At 70.6% G+C, this 16,077-nt stretch carries 22 protein-coding genes and 1 pseudogene; 15 read left to right on the forward strand and 8 right to left on the reverse strand.

The features are described 5' to 3' along the window. Positions 1–59 precede the first annotated feature (59 nt). Entirely contained in the window at positions 60–521 is a 462-nt protein-coding gene (locus tag ACGFMK_RS03780; protein WP_392758153.1) for a CGNR zinc finger domain-containing protein, read from the reverse strand. A gap of 90 nt (positions 522–611) precedes the next feature. Here ACGFMK_RS03780 and ACGFMK_RS03785 point away from each other — a divergent pair, with 90 nt between their 5' ends. The 3 genes from ACGFMK_RS03785 to ACGFMK_RS03795 are packed head-to-tail and all read left to right on the forward strand — an operon-like array spanning position 612 to position 1,969. After that, complete coding sequence (locus ACGFMK_RS03785; RefSeq protein WP_392758155.1) at positions 612–980, forward strand: VOC family protein; 369 nt, start codon at positions 612–614, stop codon at positions 978–980. A gap of 7 nt (positions 981–987) precedes the next feature. After that, complete coding sequence (locus ACGFMK_RS03790) at positions 988–1,365, forward strand: zf-TFIIB domain-containing protein (protein ID WP_392758157.1); 378 nt, start codon at positions 988–990, stop codon at positions 1,363–1,365. Position 1,366: 1 nt separating this feature from the next. Then, a complete protein-coding gene (locus tag ACGFMK_RS03795) occupies positions 1,367–1,969 on the forward strand; it encodes an ABC transporter ATP-binding protein (protein WP_392758159.1) in 603 nt (200 codons plus the stop codon). 322 nt (positions 1,970–2,291) lie between these two features. Here ACGFMK_RS03795 and ACGFMK_RS03800 read toward each other — a convergent pair whose 3' ends face one another. Next, the gene (locus ACGFMK_RS03800; RefSeq protein ID WP_392758161.1) at positions 2,292–3,464 is read right to left on the reverse strand and encodes a methyltransferase domain-containing protein; all 1,173 of its coding nucleotides are present in this window, start codon (positions 3,462–3,464) and stop codon (positions 2,292–2,294) included. Between the two features lie 149 nt (positions 3,465–3,613). Between ACGFMK_RS03800 and ACGFMK_RS03805 the strand changes: the two genes are divergently transcribed. The 6 genes from ACGFMK_RS03805 to ACGFMK_RS03830 all read left to right on the forward strand — a co-directional run bounded on the left by ACGFMK_RS03805 (position 3,614) and on the right by ACGFMK_RS03830 (position 8,122). After that, positions 3,614–4,039, forward strand: coding sequence for a helix-turn-helix domain-containing protein (locus ACGFMK_RS03805; protein ID WP_392758163.1), 426 nt, complete (start codon positions 3,614–3,616; stop codon positions 4,037–4,039). Then, positions 4,036–4,722, forward strand: coding sequence for a hypothetical protein (locus tag ACGFMK_RS03810; RefSeq protein WP_392758165.1), 687 nt, complete (start codon positions 4,036–4,038; stop codon positions 4,720–4,722). The genes ACGFMK_RS03805 and ACGFMK_RS03810 overlap by 4 nt, the downstream gene beginning before the upstream one ends. An 84-nt stretch (positions 4,723–4,806) precedes the next feature. After that, on the forward strand, positions 4,807–5,106 hold the full coding sequence (locus tag ACGFMK_RS03815; protein WP_392758167.1) for a DUF2516 family protein: 300 nt from the start codon (positions 4,807–4,809) through the stop codon (positions 5,104–5,106). Positions 5,107–5,157: 51 nt separating this feature from the next. Next, on the forward strand, positions 5,158–5,700 hold the full coding sequence (locus ACGFMK_RS03820; protein WP_392758169.1) for a YbaK/EbsC family protein: 543 nt from the start codon (positions 5,158–5,160) through the stop codon (positions 5,698–5,700). Continuing rightward, positions 5,697–6,704 carry an ornithine cyclodeaminase family protein gene (locus ACGFMK_RS03825; RefSeq protein ID WP_392758170.1) on the forward strand — a complete coding sequence of 336 codons (1,008 nt, stop codon included), beginning with the start codon at positions 5,697–5,699 and terminating at the stop codon, positions 6,702–6,704. Before ACGFMK_RS03820 ends, ACGFMK_RS03825 begins: the two co-directional genes overlap by 4 nt. Then, positions 6,701–8,122 (forward strand): aromatic amino acid lyase, encoded by a 1,422-nt coding sequence (locus tag ACGFMK_RS03830; RefSeq protein WP_392758171.1) that lies wholly within the window; start codon positions 6,701–6,703, stop codon positions 8,120–8,122. The genes ACGFMK_RS03825 and ACGFMK_RS03830 overlap by 4 nt, the downstream gene beginning before the upstream one ends. A 364-nt stretch (positions 8,123–8,486) precedes the next feature. On the opposite strand, the gene ACGFMK_RS03835 is transcribed toward ACGFMK_RS03830, so the two are convergent. Then, on the reverse strand, positions 8,487–8,726 hold the full coding sequence (locus ACGFMK_RS03835) for a GNAT family N-acetyltransferase (protein ID WP_392758173.1): 240 nt from the start codon (positions 8,724–8,726) through the stop codon (positions 8,487–8,489). A gap of 355 nt (positions 8,727–9,081) precedes the next feature. Beyond that, a complete protein-coding gene (locus ACGFMK_RS03840) occupies positions 9,082–9,225 on the reverse strand; it encodes a hypothetical protein (protein ID WP_392758175.1) in 144 nt (47 codons plus the stop codon). A gap of 60 nt (positions 9,226–9,285) precedes the next feature. Between ACGFMK_RS03840 and ACGFMK_RS03845 the strand changes: the two genes are divergently transcribed. Then, complete coding sequence (locus tag ACGFMK_RS03845; RefSeq protein WP_392758176.1) at positions 9,286–9,849, forward strand: cadmium resistance transporter; 564 nt, start codon at positions 9,286–9,288, stop codon at positions 9,847–9,849. On the opposite strand, the gene ACGFMK_RS03850 is transcribed toward ACGFMK_RS03845, so the two are convergent. Both ACGFMK_RS03850 and ACGFMK_RS03855 read right to left on the reverse strand, forming a co-directional pair. Further along, positions 9,846–10,556 (reverse strand): ABC transporter permease subunit, encoded by a 711-nt coding sequence (locus tag ACGFMK_RS03850; RefSeq protein ID WP_323329294.1) that lies wholly within the window; start codon positions 10,554–10,556, stop codon positions 9,846–9,848. The two genes, ACGFMK_RS03845 and ACGFMK_RS03850, sit on opposite strands and share 4 nt — an antisense overlap. Further along, complete coding sequence (locus ACGFMK_RS03855; protein ID WP_392758177.1) at positions 10,553–11,251, reverse strand: ABC transporter permease; 699 nt, start codon at positions 11,249–11,251, stop codon at positions 10,553–10,555. The genes ACGFMK_RS03850 and ACGFMK_RS03855 overlap by 4 nt, the downstream gene beginning before the upstream one ends. Positions 11,252–11,389: 138 nt before the next feature. On the opposite strand from ACGFMK_RS03855, the gene ACGFMK_RS03860 reads away from it, so the two are divergent. Beyond that, positions 11,390–12,313 carry an ABC transporter substrate-binding protein gene (locus ACGFMK_RS03860; RefSeq protein WP_392758178.1) on the forward strand — a complete coding sequence of 308 codons (924 nt, stop codon included), beginning with the start codon at positions 11,390–11,392 and terminating at the stop codon, positions 12,311–12,313. Positions 12,314–12,352: 39 nt separating this feature from the next. Here ACGFMK_RS03860 and ACGFMK_RS03865 read toward each other — a convergent pair whose 3' ends face one another. After that, entirely contained in the window at positions 12,353–13,141 is a 789-nt protein-coding gene (locus ACGFMK_RS03865; RefSeq protein WP_392758180.1) for a class I SAM-dependent methyltransferase, read from the reverse strand. 29 nt (positions 13,142–13,170) lie between these two features. Next, positions 13,171–13,668, reverse strand: a complete 498-nt coding sequence (locus ACGFMK_RS03870) for a MarR family winged helix-turn-helix transcriptional regulator (RefSeq protein WP_392758182.1) — start codon at positions 13,666–13,668, stop codon at positions 13,171–13,173. Between the two features lie 65 nt (positions 13,669–13,733). On the opposite strand from ACGFMK_RS03870, the gene ACGFMK_RS03875 reads away from it, so the two are divergent. The 4 genes and pseudogenes from ACGFMK_RS03875 to ACGFMK_RS03890 all read left to right on the forward strand — a co-directional run bounded on the left by ACGFMK_RS03875 (position 13,734) and on the right by ACGFMK_RS03890 (position 16,074). Further along, entirely contained in the window at positions 13,734–14,183 is a 450-nt protein-coding gene (locus ACGFMK_RS03875; RefSeq protein WP_392758183.1) for an SDR family oxidoreductase, read from the forward strand. Beyond that, positions 14,104–14,589, forward strand: coding sequence for a hypothetical protein (locus ACGFMK_RS03880; protein WP_392758185.1), 486 nt, complete (start codon positions 14,104–14,106; stop codon positions 14,587–14,589). Before ACGFMK_RS03875 ends, ACGFMK_RS03880 begins: the two co-directional genes overlap by 80 nt. Positions 14,590–15,176: 587 nt before the next feature. Then, positions 15,177–15,518 (forward strand): annotated as a pseudogene (locus tag ACGFMK_RS03885) (NAD(P)H-binding protein); the annotation flags it as partial. A gap of 121 nt (positions 15,519–15,639) precedes the next feature. Then, entirely contained in the window at positions 15,640–16,074 is a 435-nt protein-coding gene (locus ACGFMK_RS03890; RefSeq protein WP_392758187.1) for an SRPBCC family protein, read from the forward strand. Positions 16,075–16,077 lie beyond the last annotated feature (3 nt).

Consider the following 16,077-nt stretch of genomic DNA (forward strand, 5'->3'; position numbering starts at 1 on the left):
GGTGCTGGTGTGACGAGTTGTCCACAGCCGGTCGAGGGTCCGCCGCTCGGATGAGAGTCTCAGCCCGTGGCCGCGCGGGCCCGCCAGCCGCGCGCCTTCTCGCGGTTGCCGCAGACGCGCATCGAGCACCACGTCCGCGAGCGGTTGCGGGACTCGTCGTAGAACGCCCACAGGCAGGTGTCGGCGGGGCAGATCTTCAGCCGGATCCAGTCGCCGCGCACGACCAGCCGGGTGCAGGCGGCGAACACCGCGCCGACGACGTCGTCCGCCACCAGGGCCGGGCCGTCGTCGGTGAGGGAGATCCGGGTGCCCACGTCGACGCTGCCGCCGGGCAACCGCGGATCGCCGATCGCGGCCCGCAGCGCGTCGCGCGCCGCCCGGGCCTCGGCGGCCGGGTTGGCCCGCAGCGCGTGCCCGGTCGCCCACTCGCGCCACTGGCCGGGATGTTCAAGCAGGTCCGTGCCCTCTTCGACGTTGACCGTGTTCAGGAACTCCACCACGAGGGACGCGTCGGTGTGCACGGAACCAGTGTACGGCGGAAGGTGGTTGCGCCCTCAAGAGCTAACCCACATACTCCGTTCACTGGTTACTCGCGATCGAAGGGAGCGACGATGGGTGCGGTACCGACGCTGGGAGTGGTGGCCCTCGACTGTCCCGACCCGGTGGCCCTGGCCGCGTTCTACCGGGCGGTGCTTGAGTGGGGCGAGCCCGAGGTCGCCGAGGACGGGCACTGGGTGACGCTGCCCAACCCGGCCGGCGGCGCGGGCATCGCGTTCCAGCGGGTCCCCGACTACCGGCCGCCGGCGTGGCCGTCCGCCGAGAACCCGCAGCAGATGCACCTCGACCTCGACGTCACCGACCTGGAAGCGGCGCACGAGCGCGTGCTCGGCCTGGGTGCGAAGCTGCTGGACGACGCCCCGAAGACGTTCCGCGTCTACGCCGATCCGGTGGGGCACCCCTTCTGCCTCTGCGCCTGCTGAACGGAATATGCGTAGTCTCGGATGTGTGATTTGTCCGAAGTGTCAGAACCAGATGCGTACCGTGGACAAGAACGGCGTCCACATCGACCAGTGCGAGGGCTGCCGCGGGATCTTCCTGGACCGCGGTGAGCTCGAAGCCATCTCGGGTGCGGAAAGCTCCTTCTACGGCCAGGTTCCACCGCCGTACGGCGCGCCGGTCCCGCAGTACGGCCGCGCCGACTCGCCGCGCCCGTACCGGGGCGGTCACCCGGACTCGCCGAAGGGCTACCGCGGCGGGGGCTACTCGGACTCGCCGCGGCCGCACCGGGGCGGGTATGCGGATTCGCCGAGGCCGTACGGCCACGGCCACCGCAAGCGCGGCTTCCTCGAGAACCTCTTCGACTGAGGTGACGCTCGACCTGCGGATCTGCCCGTCGTGCGGCGACCGGGCAGCCCGCCCGGTCGCGGCCGGCGCCGTCCTGACGTGCGCGCGGTGCGAACACCGGTGGCCGTTCACGCGGCTGCCGCTGTTCGCGCTGACCGGCCCCAGCGGAGCCGGCAAGTCGACGGTCGGGCCCTTGTTGTTGTCGCGCTTCGCCGGCGAGGTGGTAGTGCTGGAGCAGGACGTCCTGTGGGCGGACGCCCTGCGCGACGACGTCTGGGCGTTCCGCTCGGCCTGGCTCCGCATGGCGGCGATGCTGCACCAGAACGGCCGCCCGGTCGTCCTCTGCGGCACGGTCGCACCCCCGGAGTTCGAGCAGCTACCGGAGCGCGTCTTCTTCAGCGAGATCCACTACCTGGCCCTGGTCAGCTCGGCGGAGTCACTGCGGCGCCGCTTGCGCGCCCGTCCAGCGTGGCGCGAGTGGGACGAGCCACGGATCGAGGAGATGCTGGAGTTCAACGACTGGCTCCGCAACTCGGGCGTGGACGTCTTCGACACCACGGACGTCGAGGCGGAGGACACGGCGGATCACGCGGAGAAGTGGATCCGCTCCCACTTGCCGGGCTGAGCTGTCCCTGGCCGCCGCGGTTGTCCCTGGCTGGCCGCGGTTGTCCCTGCATGGCCGCGGTTGTCCCGGGCTGGCCGCAGTGGTGCCGGGCTGGCCGCAGTGGTGCCGGGCTGGCCGCAGTGGCCGGGCTGGCCGCGGTTGTCAAGTCCGCGATCCACAGGCCGCAAGTTGTCCACAGATTCCCGCGCACCCCGTTTTCCCAGGTCACCGGCGGTACGCTGGGATCGGGGACGCCCCCCGGGAAGGGCGGGGGCTGCTCTTGTGACGGTTGCTTCGGGCGGGGCTGCTTTGGCAGCGGCGTCGGGGCAGCTGCCGGCGGGGCTCAGGCCAGCGGCCAGGTGCGGCCGTCCGGGGCGTCGAGCCAGAACTCCTGCCGCTCGCCGGCCACCGTCACGCCGAAGCGGTCGCGCTCCGGCTTGTCCAGCTCGCACCACTCCACGTACGCCGCTTCCGCGACCTCCCACAACGCCCGCGGGCCGCCCTGGGCGACCTCGTGCGCGCCGGCGCGTTTGCGGTGGCGGACCCACGAGCCGTCCGGGTGCACCAGGGCGATGCCGGCCTCGCCCGGGCCGCCCGCCGCGGCCGGGTCGACGCCGTCGTGTTCCCGCACCGCCCGGACGCCCGGCAGCGACAACCCGGCGAAGAACTCGAACTGCCTGCGCGGCTGCAGCAACGTCGACATCGGCAGCCGCGTCTGCTCCCAGTCTTCACGCGACGGCATCGGCAGCGGCTCGGTGTCCGGCAGCCGATGCGCGCGAAGCGGCATGAAACGGCCGTCGCGCGCGAGGACCGGCCCCTGTGCGGCGCCGTCCTCGCCCACGACGAGCCGGACCAGTCCAGCGCCGATCGGCCGGTTCAGCGTCGTCACGATCAGGCCGCCCGGCACCGTCTGCTCCAGCCACGCCGGCGGGATCGACGTCACCGACGCCGTGCACAGCACCCGGTCGAAGACGGTCCCCGCCGGAAAACCGAGTGCGCCGTCGCCGACCGCGCACGTCGGCCGGTAACCGGCCTCGGCCAGGCGATCACGCGCGTCGGCGACGAGCCCGGGGTCGATGTCCACTGTGGACACCTGACCGGCGCCGCAGCGGTGGCTGAGCAGGGCGGCGTTGTACCCGGTGCCGGTGCCGATCTCGAGCACGCGGTGCCCGTCTCGCACCCGCAGCTCTTCGAGCATGATCGCCATGATCGCGGGCATGCTCGAGGAACTCGTGGGGGTGCCCGTCACCGGGCCGGAGGTCCGGGCGAGCTCCCAACGGCCGGGGTCGTCGTCCAGCTGCGTCACCAGGACGTCGCGCGAGTAGACGGCCTCGAGCCAGCCGGGATCACCGCGCTCGACCGCTGACCACAGCCCGCCGGCCGCGGTGAAGAACCGCGGCAGGAAGACGTGGCGGGGGACCGCGCGGAACGCGGCGATCCATTCCGGGGCGTGCAGGACGTCCTCGTCGAGCAGCAGCTCGACGAGCCGTCGCCGCAGCCGGGCCGCGCTCGTCATGCGACCACGTTAGCGGTGAGCACCACCACACCAGCTATTGCAAGCAGGGTGCTTGCAATAGCTAGCACACGCGCGTAGCGTCGTTGGTGTCGCGAGGAGGTGACCGGATGACAGAAACCGGTGGGACGCAGCCAGGATCCGGCAGCCCCATGGAGAAGGTCGCGGACATCGCTTCCGACATCGGCGAGTACATCCGCCAGCAGCGCAACACCGCGAAGATCTCGTTGCGCCAGCTGTCGAAGCTCGCCGGAGTGTCCAACCCGTACCTGAGCCAGATCGAGCGCGGGGTGCGCAAGCCCAGCGCCGAGATCCTGCAGCAGATCGCCAAGGGACTGCGCATTTCAGCCGAGGCGCTGTATGTGCAGGCCGGGATCCTCGATCTGCCGACGGGTGGTCCGGTGGGCGACGCGATTCGCGCCGACGCCGAGCTGACCGAACGGCAGAAGCAGGTCCTGCTCGACGTCTACGAGTCCTTCCGGCGGGAGAACGCCGCGGCACGGCCGGCCGCCGAATCCCCCACCGCAGACACCCCAGACACCACACCAGCCGCAGACACCAAGAAGGAGTCAGCATGACCACCCCCAAGACCGAAGACGTCAAGAAGGCCGTCAACACTGCCCTCGACCAGGTCCGCACCCCGCTGCTCGCCGCGCTCGGCGCCGGCAACCTGGCCGGCCAGGCCGTCACCGACGCCGTGGCCAAGGCCCGCGAGAACGTGACCAAGAGCAGCGAGACCGCCCGCAAGAACCTGCAGGAGCTGCCGACCGACGTCGAGAGCCTCCGCGAGAAGCTGGACCCGGCCGAGCTGCGCAAGGTCATCGACGAGTACACCGAGGCCGCGCTGAAGCTGTACAACAAGCTGGCCGAGTCGGGCGAGCAGGCGTGGGACAAGTTCTCCGCCCAGCCGCAGGTCAAGAAGGCCATCGAGCAGCTCGAGGAGGCCCTGACCACCGCGCAGGGCCAGGTCGAGGGGGTCACCACCGAGGTGCGTGAGCGCGTCGACGGCGTGCTGGGCACCTTCACCAAGCGCACCCGCTCGGTCGGCGAGAAGACCGCCCGCAAGGTGACCGAGGTCGCCGGCGAAGCCGCCGAGGCCGTCGAGGAGCTGGGTGACGACGTCGCCCACGAGACCCGCTCGGTGTCCCGCAAGGTCGCGAACAAGACGGCCCCGAAGACGGCCGCCCCGGCCCGCCGGACCACCACCAGCACCACCAGCACCGCCGCGAAGAAGCCGGCCGCGCCGAAGGCCGACAAGTAAAAACGCCGTGAACCCCCGGCCCCGCCATCGTCCCCTCGGTGGCGGGGCCGGGGTCGTACGGGCGGTTTGCCGTAAGCTGTGGCTGTGCTAGTCGCCGTCTGGATCATCGAAGTCATCCACTGGGGCAGCGCGCTGGTCGGGCTCTTCGCCTTCGTGCACGCGCTGCTCCAGCGTGCCGACGCGTACTCCGCGGCCGACCGCAAGTCCAAGCCCATCTGGATGCTGATCACCGGCGGGGCCACCCTGGCGATGGTGCTGTTCTACCTGGATCCCTTCTCCCCGGGCATGATCTTCTGGGTGCCCGCGGCCGCGGCGTCGCTCGTCTACATCGTGGACGTCCGCCCCAAACTCATCGAGGTCCAGCGCGGCGGCTCCACCTGGTGAGCTCCTTCCCGCCCCCGCCGCACTCGGCGGGGGCGCTGTTTTAATGGGGTCGTGACCTGGACCATCGCCGGGAGCCTGACCGTCGTTCCCGCACCCACGCGTACTGACCTCCTCGCCGAGCCCGTCGCCAAGGCGCTGACCGCGCTCGCCGAACCGGATGCCCTCGGCGTCACGGAAATCGACCCGTCGCTGGCCGACACCGCCGCCTTCTGCGAGGCCTACGGCTCGCCGCTGACGGCGTCCGCGAACTGCGTCGTCGTCGCGGGCAAGCGCTCCGGCGAAGTCCGCTTCGCGGCTGCGCTCGTGCTCGCGACGACCCGCGCCGACGTCAACGGCGTGATCAAGCGCCGCCTCGACGTCCGCAAGGCGTCGTTCGCGCCGATGGACGAAGCCGTCTCACTCACCGGGATGGAGTACGGCGGCATCACGCCCGTCGGCCTGCCCGCCGAGTGGCCGATCCTGATCGACAAGGCCGTCGCTGACGCGGCCGAGCTGGTCATCGGCAGCGGGATCCGCGGCAGCAAGCTGCTGATCTCCGGCGCCGCGCTGGCCGCGCTGCCCGGGGCCGAGGTCATCGAGGGTCTCGCGCAGTGACGTCGGTCTGGCTCCGGTACCTGACCGGCGCCGACATCGACTCGCTCGGCGTCACGGACGCGGACATCGTCGGTGCGGTCGAAGACGTGCTCGCCGACCACGGCCGCGGTCAGGTCGTCTTCGAGCCGCGCACCCACCTCGTGCCGGACAACGGTGGCAAGGGCCACTTCAACATCCTTCGTGGCCACCTGTCGGCGAAGCAGGTCAGTGGCGTGAAGGTCGTCGGTGACTTCGTGGGGAACTTCGAACGGGGCCTCCCTTCGGAGATGGCTCTGATCCTGCTGCTGGACCCGGACACCGGCATGCCGCGGGCGATCGTCGACGGCACGATGATCACCGAAGCCCGCACCGGCGCGATGACCGCCGTCGGCGCGAAGTACCTCGCCCGCCCGGATTCGCGCGTGCTCGGGCACATCGGCGCCCGCGGTACGGCCTGGTGGAACGTCGTGCTGCTGGACTCGTTGTTCGACTTCGCCGAGATCCGCGTGACCAGCAAGCGCCCGGAGTCACGTGAGGGCTTCGGCCGCCGGCTGTCCGAGCGGCTCGGCAAGGACGTCCGCGTCTGCGCCACGGCCGAGGAGACCCTGGACGGCGCGGACATCCAGGTCGAGGCCTCCCGGCTGGTCGAACCCGAGGCGCTGGTGCGCCGCGAGTACCTCCGGCCGGGCACTTTCCTGGTGCCCTACGGCACGATCAGCGCGTTGGAGCTCACGCTGCTCGAGGACGTCGACAAGGTCGTCGTCGACGATTGGCGTGAATCGCAGTCCGGCAACCCGCGATTCGGCGCCCTGCGCCCGCAGCTCAACGCCGGCCTCCTCACCGCGGACGGGGTCCACGCCGAGATCGGCGACATCGTGGCCGGCAAGAAGCCCGGCCGCGAGCACGACGCCGAGCGCATCCTGTTCTGGCACCGCGGACTGTCCACAACGGACGTCGCGGTGGCGAACATGATCCTGGCCCGTGCCGAGGCTTCCGGCGTCGGCACCATGCTGCCGTACCGATGATGATCACCGGAAGCGATTTCGCCGACGGTGAACGGTTGGTTCTGGACAAACCGCTGGTAGAAGCCTTGGAGAGGCGCCGGAACGAGGTCTTGACGGCCCTTCGAACGGGTGAAAACCCGGTCTACGGCGTCAACACCGGGATGGGTCGCCTCGCGGGTGTCGCGCTCGACGCGCGCCAGCAGGCCGAACACCAGCGCAACCTGCTGATCGGCCGGGCCGTCGGCGGGCCGCCGTGGTTGCCGGCGGAGGACGTCCGCGCGCTGCTTGTCCTGCGGCTGCGCGACTTCCTGCGCCCGTGGTCGGGCGTGAGCGCGGACCTGGTGCAGTTCCTGGTCGACCGGCTGAACGACGGCTTCACCCCCGCGGTTCCGCGTACCGGGCTGGGCAGTTCGGGCGAAATCATCCCGTTGTCGCACGCTTTCCAGACTTTCCTGGGGATCGGCACGGTCCTCGAGAACGGCGTCGAGACGCCCGCGGCCGAGGCGCTCGCCGCGCGTGGTGCCGAGCCGTACGTCCTCGGCCCGAAGGAAGGCGCGTCCCTGATCCAGGGGTCGCCGCTGGCCGTGATGCTCGCGCAGCGCGGCTGGGCGGAGGCGGGGCGGCTGATCCACCTGCAGACGTTGACGGCGGCCGTCTCGATCGACGTTCTCGGCGCGCCCCGCGCGGTGTTCTCACCAGTGATGGCTGGCGGCGACGACCAGCTGCGGAAGTTGCTGGAGAAACTGAACCACCTGGTCAGCGGCGGTTTTGTGCGCCCGGACGTCGTCCAGGCACCGCTCTCGGTGCGGGTCGCGCCGCGAGTGCTGGCTCACGCGAGCCGCGTCGCCGCGGACCTGCGCGAGACGTGGCTGCGCTGGGAGTCGATGCCCGGGGATTCGCCGTCGTTCGTCGACGGCGAATTCGTGCCGGGCACCGGCTATCACGCGGTGGACCTCGGGCTGCGGATGGACGCGCTGACGGCGGCGCTGGTGCACCTCGGGGAGGTGTCGGTGCAGCGGACGCACCGGCTGCTCGACGAGCGCTTCAGTGGCCTCCCACCGCAGCTCACGGCCGATCCCGGGCCGCGTGCCGGTCTGGTGCCGCTGCACAAGCGCGCGGTGGGCGAGCTGCACGCGCTGCGCCGTCTCGCCGCACCGGCGACGCTCGGTTCGATCGACACCTCAGCCGGCCAAGAGGACGTGCAAGCGTTTGCGTGGGCGGCGGGGGAGCAGCTGCGTTCGGCGGCGGCCCACCTGTTCGCGATCACGGCGTGCGAGCTGGTCACGGGCTCCCAGGCCCGGTATTTGGCCGGGGGCGAAGGTGCCGCGGGGCTTCGCGAGTCGTACGAATGGGTGCGGTCGGTGGTGCCACCCCTGGACGAGGATCGCCCGCTCGGCCCCGAGATCGAGCGCCTGATCGCCGCCTGCCGAGCCGGTTGACGGCGTCCAGGTCACCGAACTTCCTTAAAGCGCCAGGCTTTGCTTCCTTTAGCTCCGCGCGCGTGGGGGCGCCCCCGGTCTCGGGTCTATCGGCCGGTGCCGACAATTCCGGGCCGCGCAAGGGAAACCACCGAGTTGTCCACAGGCCGGTCCCGATGTGGACAACCGGCCGGGAACCGCCCTCGAATCGGACAGGCCGGACGCCGCGGCCGCTACGTTCGTCGGTGTGCGCCCTCCGGGGACGCGGACCCCGAGGAAGGAGGGATACGCCGGTGGGTCCGGGTGAAGGTGAGGGTGCGCGCACAAGGGCGGAAGCCGAGATCGCGGTACAACGGGAGGGCAGCTGGGGATTTCGGGTGACCGATCACGGACTTTGCGGGCGCGGCGACACGTGCAGCGCGGCGAGGCACACCGAGCGGGCCAGGCCCTTACGACGGAACTCCGGCAAGGTTCCGACGGGCTCCAGTTCGCCGACGGCGTTGTGTTCTTCAAGCCAGATCAGGCACTGGGCGGCGATCCGGCCGTCGGGTGCTTCCACGGCCCAGTCCAGTCGGCCGCAGTAAGGCCAGGCCGTCATGACGTTGCGGTAACTCGCTTCGGTCACCCGCGAGGGGTGCCACACCGCACGATGCACGGCCACGCGCCGCGCCAGATCGTCCGCGCCGACCGGGCGGACGGTGAACCCCGCCGGGCACCACCGGTTCCGGCAGATCTTCGAGGAGGTGAGACATGTACGACTGGAAAACGGGACCCTCTTGAAGCGCGTAACCGCTTCGCTCCAACGCGGCGACGACAGGCTTCTCGGCGGCGGCAGCCGTGTCCTCGAACCAGCCGAGCACCTCGGACGCGAGTCCGGGGCGCGCGGGATCAACGAGCAGCGCCAGTTCACCGGATAGCGAAACCCGGCCCCAGGCCACGACATCGCTTCCTGCTTCCCACAGCGCGGTCGGCCACCCGGCTTACCGGCCGACGTGCTGGAACCGCTGCCACACGAGGTCCCCGACGTGCACCGAACTCGACGGCGACCAGATCCGCTGGGCCGGCGCCTGCATGGCCCGCCGGTCCTCCGGGCCGGTGTAGCCGCGGCGCTTGACGGCGATCATGGGCAGAATCGTCCTGTGCCGCGTCGGCCCCGGCCAAGCGGACTTCCGGGAGGGGTGGGTGTGGACGCCGGGCTGATCGGGCGTGCGGTCGCGATGTTCGCCGTGACGAACGTCGACGACCTGGTGCTGCTCGCGGTGTTCTTCGGCCAGGCGGCCGGGCGTCGCGGCGAGCTCAAGGTCGTGGCCGGGCAGTTCCTCGGCTTCGCGGCGATCTTGGCCGCGTCGGTCGCCGGTGCACTCGGAGCGGGGCTGCTGCCGGAAGGTGCCGTCCGCTGGCTGGGCGTCCTGCCGGTGCTGCTCGGGATCCGCGCGGCCTGGCAGGCGTGGCGCAGGGACGAAACCGAGCCGGCTCCGGCGAGTGGCGTGCTCGCGGTCGCGGTGGTGTGCTTCGCCAACGGCGGCGACAACATCGGCGTGTACGTGCCCGCGTTCGCGGCGACCGGGCTCCCGGGCCTGGTCGGTTACGGCGTGGTGTTCCTGGTGGGCGTCGCGGCGTGGTGCGTGGTCGGCCGGTACCTCGCGACCCGACCGGGCGTGGCACGGGTCCTCGCGCGCTGGGGGCACGTGGTGCTGCCCGTGACGCTGATCGCGCTCGGTGTGCTGATCCTGACCGGTGCGTTCTAGTCGCGGCGGGCGTTCTGGAGGGCGAGGCCACGCGGTGTGGCGAGGCGGGTGATCAACGCGAACGCGCCGTCGCACGCCAGCGCCAGGACCACGGCAGCCAGGCCGCCGGCGAAGATCTCGCCGTAACCCTGAGCGCCCAACGCGAAGCCGTCCACGATGTAGCGGCCGAGGCCGCCGCCGTCGTTGACGATCGCGCCGATCGCGACCGTGGCGATCAGCTGGAGGAACGAGACGCGGGCGCCCGCCAGGATGATCGGCGACGCCAGCGGGAGCTCGAGCCGCAGCATGATCTGCCACTCGCGGTAGCCCGTGCCGCGGGCGGCGTCCACCGTCTCCTGCTCCAGGGAGACCACGCCGGCGTAGGTGTTGGTGAACAACGGCGGCATCGCCAGGGCGACCAGCGCCAGCAGGAGGGGCCAGAACGTCGTGTCCAGCTCCCAGCGGCTGGCCAGGAACCAGAACAGGATGATCAGGCCGAAACTCGGGATCGCGCGGCCGATGTTGACCGCGCTGCTCGCGAGGAACGCACCCCGGCGGTAGTGGGCCAGCCACAGGGCCGCCGGGATCGTCAGCACGGCCGCGACCACGAGGGCGAGGAGGGAGAACCTGAGGTGCTCGAGCGTCCGGTAGGGGATGCCGGCCTTGTCGGTCCAGCTCCAGCGGTTGGGGTCGGACAGCCACGCGTTCAGCTGGTCGAAGAAGCTCATCGCGCCCGCACCTTCCGGCTCCAGGGGGCCAGCAGGCGTTCGCTGAACCAGAGGATCAGGTCGACGACCACGGCCAAGACCACCGACAGCACCACGCCGACGATGATCTCCGTCGGGTTGGGGGTGGCCGTCTGGATGCCGGCGCGGATGAAGTAGCCCAGTCCGCCGAGGCCGAGCATCGAGGTGACCGTGACCAGGCCGATGGTGGTCACGGCGGCCACGCGCAGGCCGGCGATGACCACCGGCAGGGCCAGCGGCAGCTCGATCTGCCACAGCAGCCTGCCGCGCGTGTAGCCCATGCCGATCGCGGCCTCGCGGACCTCGTTGGGCACCTGGTCGACGCCGGTGACGATGTTGCGGACCAGGATGAGCAACGTGTACGTCGCGAGCGGGATCATCGCGGTCACGAACGTCAGCCCGAAGAACGGCACCAGCACGGCGAACGCGCCGAGGCTCGGGATCACGTACAACGCGCCCGCGGTGCTCAGGATGACCCCGTACGACCAGCGGAAGCGCAGCGAAAACACCGCCAGCGCGATCGAGACGACCAGGCCGATACCGAGTGCGGCACCGGTGAGCGAGATGTGCTCGACGAGGCGCTGGGCGATGTCGTCGGCGTTGCGATCGACCCAGCGCCACTGGAAGATCGGCGGTCCGCTGTCGGCGGCCAACGGGGTCACCGCGGTCACATGCACCGGCCGACCCTACCCCGATCGGGCGGTGAAATTCCGCAGGCTGGGAATTCTGGGCGTCATCTCCCAACATGTGGATAGTTGTCGGTGGGTCGGGCTAGGGTCCTTTCGTCTGTTCGAGTGATGAGGGAGTGGGGATTCGTGCGCTGGTTCCGGAACGCGTCCGTGGTGGCGGTGGCCGTCGCGGCGACGCTCGGCTTGGCCGCCTGTGGTGGTGGCAGCGACAGCGGTGACAAGCCCGCCGCGCAGAGCAAGGGTGGGGCGCCGATCGTCGTCGCCTCCTTCAACTTCACCGACAGCCAGATCCTCGCCGAGATCTACGCGCAGGCGCTGGAGGCCAAGGGCTACCCGGTGACACGCAAGCTCAACCTGGGCTCGCGTGAGCTGATCTACCCGTCGCTGAAGTCCGGTGAGCTGCAGTTCATCCCGGAGTACCAGGGCGCGGCGATCACCACTGGCTTCGGCAAGGACGCGGGAAAGACCGCGCAGGAGGAGCACGACCAGCTCGCGAAGCTGTTCGAGCCCAGCGGCGTCTCGCTGCTGAACTTCGCCGCGGCCGAGGACAAGAACACCTACATCGTCAAGTCCGACCTGGCCAAGGACAAGGGCATCGCCTCGGTCAGCGACCTGAAGAAACTGGACAAGGTCGTCATGGCGGGCCCGCCGGAGTGCGAGAAGCGCCTTCCGTGTTTCCAGGGCTTCAAGGACGTCTACAAGCTGACGAACGCCACCTTCCAGACGATCCAGGAAGCCGGGCCGCGGGTCGAGCAGCTCAAGTCCGGTGCCGTCACGGTGATCCCGGTCGACTCGGTCAGCCCGCTGACCGGTGACTCGAACTACACCGTGCTCAAGGACGACCTGAACATCGTGCCGACCGAGAACGTCGTGCCGGCGGTGAACAAGAAGGTGCTCGACGAGCGCGGCGCCGACTTCGCCAACGCCGTCAACGCGGTGAGTGCGAAGCTGACGACCGACGTCATGCGGGACCTGAACAAGCGCGTCGACTCCGACGGCGAGAAGGCCGCCGACGTCGCGAAGGACTGGCTGTCCCAGGCCGGTCTCTGACCCACCGCGCGAAGGCCGTCCCGGAAGGGGCGGCCTTCGTCATGCGGTCGCCGTGCCGCGCACGACCCAGGCGCGGGCCGACAGCGGGATCGAGCCGTCCGGGCTGGTCGGCAGCCGGCTGCGCAGCAGCTCGCGTAGCTGCGAGCGGCGTGCTTCGGGGAGCGTCATGAGGTACGCCGGTGCCGGACCCTGGCCGCCGAGGAACGGCGTCCAGTAGTCGTCGAAGCCGGTGAACACCGTCGGGACCTTGATCTCCCTGACGGACACCCCTTCGAAGCCCGCCTGGGTCCACAGGCGGCCTAGCGGCTCCGGCCGGCACAGCGGGAACAGGCGGCCTTCGTCGGGCACCGCCGGGTCGAGCTCGCGGGCGGCGTCCCAGAAGTGCCGGATCAGCTGCATGCCTTCGGCGAGGTCCCAGACGTACGCGGCGGCCAGGCCGCCCGGGGCGGTCACTCGGGCGATCTCAGCGGCGGCTGATGCCGGGTCGGGGACGAAGTTGAGGACCAGGCCGGTCACGACGACGTCGAAGCGGTCGCCTTCGAACGGCAGCGAGCGCGCGTCCGCGACCTGGAACGTCACCCGCGGGTCGGCGACGCCGGCGCGGGCGGTCTTCAGGAACTGCTCGGACGGGTCCACGCCGACCACTTCCGCGGGATCGCCTGCGGCCAGCACCGCCGACGTCAGCGCGCCGGTGCCGCAGCCGACGTCCAGCCAGCGGCGGCTCGCCGGGGCGCCGAGCTGCCTGACGAACGTCTCCGCGACGCGCCGGCTCCACCGCCCGATGTAGGCCTCGTACGCGTCCCCGGCCACCCACATGTCTCCCGCCACGCTGCGAGTAGAACACACAAAAGCCCAGGTCAGCTGTTGGCCAGATCACCCGTCGCCACGTCGCCCGCCGTCCTCGCGCGGCGGAGGAAGTCGGCGATCAGGTCCAGTTCGGCTTCGCTGTACTCGTCGCAGATCTCGTCCAGCGCGGCGTTCATGCCCGAATACAGCCGGAACAGCTCGGCGTTGCGGCCACGGACCGCGCGCACGGCGATCGCGCGCCGGTCGGACGCCTCCGGGTCGCGCTCCCGGACGATCCAGCCGCCCTTCTGCAGCCGGTCGAGGATCCCGGTCATCGTCGCCGGGTGCAGACCCGCGCCGCGGGCGACCGCGCTCGGGCTCATCGGGCCGTACCGGGCGATCAGCTCGAGGCAGTCCAGGTCGACGTCCTTGAGCTTCAGGTGGGAGCTGACCTGGTGGTTCAGCAGCGAAAGCTGGTTCCGCAGTTCACGCAGCGACTCCTTGACGGTCACGGTCGCCCGCCGATGACGGCGCGCGGCATCCGCCCCGTCCTCTGCTACGGAACTCATATGATATGCTCCTCGTATCATCTGAACTTCAGGCACAAGCGTAACCCAGGGGAAGGGGTTCCCTCATGATCGCGCTCACCGGGGCGACCGGCTTGGTCGGTCGTCTGCTTGTCGCCGAACTGAAGGGTCGCGAAGTCCGCGTCGTCACGCGCTCGCCCGAGGACGCGGGCTTCCCGGCGGACGTCGAGGTCGTCGAAGGTGACCCGCAACGGCCGGAAACCCTCGAGAACGCGCTTCGCGGCGCGGACGCGCTGTTCCTTCACTCGCGCCGTCGGCGACGCCGCGTACGACGTCGTCGCGCTGGCGCGGGACCTCGGTGTCCGCCGGGTGGTCGCGCTCGCCGCGGCCAATGTGGACGACCGGCTCGACGCACAGCCGTCGCGGTTCCGCGGCGACCGCAACAAGGAGGCCGACGACGCGGCCGCCACGAGCGGCTTGGAGTGGGTCAGCCTGCGGCCCAGCTCGTTCGCACTGAACGCCCTCACCGCGTGGGGTGGGCAGATCCTGGCCGGTGACGAGGTGCGGTACGTGTACGCGGACTTCGAGGAGTCGCCGCTCCACGAACGTGACCTGGCCGAGGTGCTGGTCAAAGCGCTCCTCGACGGCGACCTGCTCGGCCGGCGCCTCGATCTCACCGGTCCGGAGTCGTTGTCCCACCGGGAAATGGTGCAGCAGATCGGCACCGCGCTCGGGAGGCCCCTGCGGTTCCACGAGATCCCGGCGCCGATCGCGGCGAAGGGCATGCTGGCCGGCGGACTCCCGGAACCGTTCGTCACCGCGATGATGGCCCGCTACGCCGCGCACCTCGCGCGGCCACAGTTCCCGCCGACAGCCGAGGTGGAGAAGATCCTCGGCCGCCCGGCGCGCACCTTCGCCGAGTGGGCCGCCGACCACGCCGCCGACTTCGGCGGGGCGCGGTGACCGGCTGGCTGCCAAGTACATCGCCGATTTCGGTGGGGCAGGATGACCGGATGGCTGCTGAGCACGTCGCCGGTTTCGGTGGGGCGTGGTGACCGGCTGGCTGCCGGCCACGCCGCCGATTTCAGTGCGCGTCCACCGAGTGGGTGGCCGAGCGCGCTGCGCGCTCGGGTGGTCGCGGTGAATGGGTGGGTCGCCGGCCAGGCCGCCTGGTTCGGGGTGTGGCAGTGAGCGAGCGGCGGTCGACGACGTTGCGGGTTTCGACGGGTGTGGTTAACGAAGGGGTGTCGAGCACGCCGCGGACTTTGGGGCGTGGTGGTTGATGGACGGCCGTCGACGACGTTGCGGGCTTCGGTGGGGCGTGTGAACGAAGGGGGTGTCGAGCACGCCGCGGACTTTGGGGCGTGGTGGTTGATGGACGGCCGTCGACGGCGCTGCGGGCTTCGGTATGTCGTGGTGAACGGGGGTGGGTCGCCGACCAAGCGGCTCGCTTCGGTGTGCGGCGGTGAACGAACAGCCGACCACTTCGGTGCGCGGCGGTGACCGAGCGGGCCGCCGCTCGCGGTGGCGCGTCGCCGTGACCGGGTGGGCTGCCGACCACGCCACTCACCTCGGGGTGCGGCGGTGAAACTGACCCTTTCGCCGCGACCGGGCGGACCGGTGCCCATGTGCTCGACCAGGCTCTCGCCGCTGGGCACGAAGTTACCGTCGTGGTGCGGAATCCGGACGCTGTCACGGTGCCGGTTGGCGTCGTGCGTGCGGACCTGACCGCGGCCGATCCGGCGGTGCTCAAGTCTGCAGTGGACGGTTGCGACGCCGTGATTTCCGCACTGGGGCCGCCGGTCGCGCACTACCGGATCGCGTACGAGCAGAGCGTCCGCGGTGGCTTTCGGATCGTGCGGGCGGGTACCGCTCGTGCTGTCCTCCGAGCGGTCGGCACGTCCGAAACCGGGATGGCCGCCGCCGGGGTGTCGGAGTGGCTGACCTTTCCGCCGCCCGGGGGCTCGCGGTCTAGGGTCGACGCTGATCGGGTACCTCGGGAGAAGGAGTGCAATGGGAAAGGTCACGGCCACCGCGGAGCGGACGATCGACGCCCCGGCCGACAAGGTTCGCGCGCTGGTCGCGGACTACGCCGAAACGCGCCCGAAGCTGCTCACCGAGCACTATCGCGACTACGAGGTGACCGAGGGCGGCGTCGGCGCCGGGACCAAGGCCGGCTGGAAGCTGCAGGCGACCTCGAAGCGCGTCCGCGACGTCAAGGCCACCGTCAGCGAGCCGAAGCCCGGCACCCTGGTCGAGACCGATGCGAACTCCAGCATGGTCACCACCTGGACCGTCGACGAGGCCGGCGAGAAGAGCCTGGTCCGGATCGAGACGACCTGGGACGGTGCCGGCGGCATCGGTGGCTTCTTCGAGAAGACCTTCGCGCCCGGCGGGCTCAAGAAGATCTACGACGGCGTTCTGGGAAAACTTGCGGAGATCGTGTAGCCC

Source organism: Amycolatopsis sp. NPDC049252 (assembly GCF_043197175.1).
Taxonomy (GTDB): domain Bacteria; phylum Actinomycetota; class Actinomycetes; order Mycobacteriales; family Pseudonocardiaceae; genus Amycolatopsis.

Bases quoted from the DNA above. Each gene is read 5' to 3' on its own strand.
- ACGFMK_RS03840 (WP_392758175.1), bottom strand. From the start codon at position 9,225: ATGATCGCCGTCAAGCGCCGCGGCTACACCGGCCCGGAGGACCGGCGG.
- ACGFMK_RS03785 (WP_392758155.1), top strand. From the start codon at position 612: ATGGGTGCGGTACCGACGCTGGGAGTGGTGGCCCTCGACTGTCCCGAC.
- ACGFMK_RS03800 (WP_392758161.1), bottom strand. From the start codon at position 3,464: ATGACGAGCGCGGCCCGGCTGCGGCGACGGCTCGTCGAGCTGCTGCTC.
- ACGFMK_RS03810 (WP_392758165.1), top strand. From the start codon at position 4,036: ATGACCACCCCCAAGACCGAAGACGTCAAGAAGGCCGTCAACACTGCC.
- ACGFMK_RS03870 (WP_392758182.1), bottom strand. From the start codon at position 13,668: ATGAGTTCCGTAGCAGAGGACGGGGCGGATGCCGCGCGCCGTCATCGG.
- ACGFMK_RS03830 (WP_392758171.1), top strand. From the start codon at position 6,701: ATGATGATCACCGGAAGCGATTTCGCCGACGGTGAACGGTTGGTTCTG.
- ACGFMK_RS03805 (WP_392758163.1), top strand. From the start codon at position 3,614: ATGGAGAAGGTCGCGGACATCGCTTCCGACATCGGCGAGTACATCCGC.
- ACGFMK_RS03850 (WP_323329294.1), bottom strand. From the start codon at position 10,556: ATGAGCTTCTTCGACCAGCTGAACGCGTGGCTGTCCGACCCCAACCGC.
- ACGFMK_RS03890 (WP_392758187.1), top strand. From the start codon at position 15,640: ATGGGAAAGGTCACGGCCACCGCGGAGCGGACGATCGACGCCCCGGCC.
- ACGFMK_RS03790 (WP_392758157.1), top strand. From the start codon at position 988: ATGCGTAGTCTCGGATGTGTGATTTGTCCGAAGTGTCAGAACCAGATG.
- ACGFMK_RS03875 (WP_392758183.1), top strand. From the start codon at position 13,734: ATGATCGCGCTCACCGGGGCGACCGGCTTGGTCGGTCGTCTGCTTGTC.